This is a genomic window from Caballeronia sp. INML2 (assembly GCF_023631365.1).
GTDB classification, from domain to species: Bacteria; Pseudomonadota; Gammaproteobacteria; order Burkholderiales; family Burkholderiaceae; genus Caballeronia; species Caballeronia turbans.
Genome location: NZ_JALQDH010000119.1, coordinates 1 through 3,513 on the forward strand (window position 1 = coordinate 1; position 3,513 = coordinate 3,513).

Here is a 3,513-nt window from a genome sequence, read left to right on the forward strand (position 1 = left end):
GGTGACCATGCACGCCATACTTGCGATGCCTGACCCCGAGCGGGACGTCGTGTTGCGGCAAACGGTCCAGTCGCGGCGTGCCACGCCTGCGCCAGCTCATTGAGCGAACGGGTGGGGCTTGTGATCGCCATTCCCTACCAGACTCTTTGCTCGGTGTGACGCGCCGAATGTGATGGCGAACGTGACGGAACGATCACGAGCGATGTCCTACAGTGGACACGGCATTCAATGTGAAGGCGCCTCGGGCGACGTTCACGGCTATGCGTTTCATCATGAGGCCGTGAATAATCTCACCTGCCGCTAGGCGCACTATCGCGACATCGCGACGCCGCACGACTGGTAAATGGTGCAAGCTCAGCAGATCACGGCCGCCGCAAGTCCATGTCACCGGCTCGCGTCCCTTCTGATCCGACGACGCGAATCCCGTCACGACATCCTTCGGCGCGCCGACCGGCTTGCCATTCTGGAAGGACATGTACGAGACCACATAACCGCTCAGCGGCGAGCGGGCCCAGCTACCGTGCTCCCCGATGAACGCGCCGCCCCGATACTGCGCTGGCAGCTTATCGCATTAAACGTCACTGGAGGGCGACAATCATGTTGGCCGGTGTAGCGGCGAAGGTTTTGGCCGGTGATGAGGAGTCAAAGGCGGCGTAGCCGCCGAAGACGACGCATCACCGGCGGCGCCGAGTCGGCCGGGTTCTACGATGGCTGATCGAACAAGAAAGCGATCAGCTACATGTCTGGAACCCGCATTACCGACCAACAGGTTCGCCTCTACATGTCCAAACGCAAACATCACTCGCAGGAGATCGCCGCCGCCAAGGCGGGCATCAGTGTCCGCAGCGCTAGGCGCATCGAACGTGACACCACACTGCCGTCACAGAAACCCCGTCGTTACTGGCGTTCCCGTCCCGATCCCTTCGCCGACGTCTGGGACACCGAAGTCGTTTCGATGCTTGCGAACGCGCCACAACTTCAGGCGATCACCATCCTGCGCAAGCTGCAGGACGATCATCCCGGACAGTATCCGGACAGCACACGCCGCACACTGGAGCGGCGCATTCGGCAATGGAGGGCGATGTCCGGTCCACCGAAGGAAGTCTTCTTCCCGCAGTTGCATGAGCCTGGCGCACGCGGCCTGTCCGACTTCACCGACATGGCCGAACTGCGAGTGACGATCGCTGGCGTGCCATTCGAACACCGGCTGTACCACTTCGTGCTCGCGTTCTCGCGCTGGGAATACGCTAATGTCGTTGAAGGCGGCGAGAGCTTCGAAGCACTGTCCATGGGATTGCAAAATGCACTATGGCAGGCCGGGGGATGTCCGCGCGAGCATCGCACCGACAGTCTGTCAGCGGCGTTCAGAAACCTCGCGGATGAAGACGACTTCACGGTGCGCTATGCGGCGCTGCTCGAGCACTACGGTATGAACGGGACGCGCAACAATCGCGGCCTGGGCCACGAGAACGGTAGCGTGGAGTCATCGCATCGCTATTTGAAGGAAGCTGTCGACCAGGCGTTGATGTTGCGCGGCCATCGGGACTTCGTTGATCGTGCGGCCTATGATGAGTTTCTGCGCGAGGTCGTCATGCGTCGCAACCGGCGGAACGCAGCCGCGTTCCGCCTTGAGCGGGAACAGCTCATGGATCTGCCGTTAAGGCGCACAACCGACTTCGTCGAGGAAGAAGCGCGCGTTACACGCTGCAGCACCTTCACCATACGCGGCATTCTGTACAGCGCGCCGTCGCGCCTCATCGGTCATCGTCTGAAGGTGCGCGTGTATGGTGACCGGCTCGACTGCTATCTGTCAGGCGCGCTGGTGCATAGCACCTCGCGAGGTTCGCGTGCCGGCGACAACCGCCGCGCACTCAATTACCGGCACTTCATTGAGAGCCTCAAACGCAAGCCGCAGGCCTTCAAGGGGCTTGCGTTTCGAGACGAGCTGTTTCCGCGAGAGGCCTATCGCCGGACCTGGGAACAGCTGGAGGCGAGCCTGACGCAACGCGAGGCGTGCAAAGTCATCGTTGGATTGCTTGAACTCGCCGCGCTCGATGACGTCGAGGCCGTGCTGGCCGCGCACCTCAACGCGTTGCTGGTTGACGGCAAGCTGCCTGATCTGAGGGCTCTGCGCGAGGAGTTCGCGCCGCGTCACGCCGATTGCCCAATCGTCAATGTCGAGATGCCACCCGCAAGCAGCTATGACGACCTGCTCGACAAGGAGGTCGCATGAGCACGCCCGCTTACGATGCCGGCCGTCTTGCCTTGATGCTCAATGAACTGCGCCTGCCGACCATCGCCCGCCTGTGGCCCGAGTTTGCGGAGCGCTCCGACAAGGAAGGCTGGCAGGCCACGCGGTTGATCGGCGCATTGCTCGAACACGAACTGGCCGAGCGGGCTAAACGGCGCATTGAACGACATCGTGCCGAGTCGCATCTGGACCCGACCAAAACGCTTGCGACCTTCGACTTCAGCATGGTGCCGATGGTTTCAAAGGCACACGTCATGGCGCTCGCGACCGGCGATTCGTGGCTTGAGAAAGGTGCCACGGCGCTCCTGTTTGGTCCGCCTGGGGCCGGCAAAAGTCATCTAGGTTCGGCCATTGGACACGCGTTGATTGACGCCGGCTACCGGGTGATGTTCACGCGTACGAGCGAGCTCGTACAGAAGCTGCAGGCTGCGCGTCAGAGCCTGCAGTTGCCTTCAGCTCTTGCCAAGCTCGACCGCTTCGACCTGATCATCCTTGACGACCTGTCGTATGCGCGGAAGGACCAGGCCGAAACAAGCGTCCTGTTCGAACTGATCGCCGAAAGATACGAGCGCCGCAGCCTTCTGATCACGGCCAACCAGCCCTTCTCGGGATGGAATAACGTGTTTCCGGATCCCGGCATGACTGTCGCTGCGATCGACCGACTCGTCCACCATTCGACGATCTTCGAGATGAACGTCGAAAGCTACCGTCGTCGCGCAGCCAGCGACAAACAGAACAACCGGCGCCGCCAATCATCCAGCGACAAACATCAACAAGGAGCGACAACCATGACTGGATAACGACCGACAATCATCCCGGTCGACCGGCCAAGATGGTTGTCGGTAAACTGGCCGTGCTGCTTGACGCTGTCCAGTCACATCCTTTCTGACCTTCGCGTTGCGTTTTCTGGTGTCGCGAAGTACATAGACCAGCTCACGATGAGCCGTTAACAACTCCCGCGTGGCCGCGTGAACCATAGCCAGCCAGTTCCCATTGTGTAGTTACGATGGTGCGTCGACGCGTTCAATCCCGCGCCGACCGAGGCACCTCGTGTGCGGCGAGTTCCTGATCGCTTTGCGCGAGTCGAGCAAGCCGGGCGATCGTTGCTGGTTTTGCGCGGGTTCAATTGTCCGCTGTACCTTCGAAAGCCGGCCTCGAGAGAAGCGCATGTCGGATGGCTGAATTGGGTCGAGGCTGTGCGAAAACAAGTGAGGCATCTCGGCGAGGCAGACGGACGGACCTGGTCAATCGACGAGCGGTCG

At 61.1% G+C, this 3,513-nt stretch carries 2 protein-coding genes and 1 pseudogene; 2 read left to right on the forward strand and 1 reads right to left on the reverse strand.

Features of this window, described 5'->3' with window-relative positions; genetic code table 11:
- Positions 1-400: 400 nt before the first annotated feature.
- Positions 401-562: pseudogene (locus NCT32_RS34375) on the reverse strand (sorbosone dehydrogenase family protein); the annotation flags it as partial.
- 219 nt (positions 563-781) lie between these two features.
- On the opposite strand from NCT32_RS34375, the gene istA reads away from it, so the two are divergent.
- Positions 782-2,233, forward strand: coding sequence for an IS21 family transposase (istA, locus tag NCT32_RS34380; RefSeq protein WP_409241565.1), 1,452 nt, complete (start codon positions 782-784; stop codon positions 2,231-2,233).
- A complete protein-coding gene (gene istB / locus NCT32_RS34385; protein WP_250491348.1) occupies positions 2,230-3,051 on the forward strand; it encodes an IS21-like element helper ATPase IstB in 822 nt (273 codons plus the stop codon). Before istA ends, istB begins: the two co-directional genes overlap by 4 nt.
- Positions 3,052-3,513 lie beyond the last annotated feature (462 nt).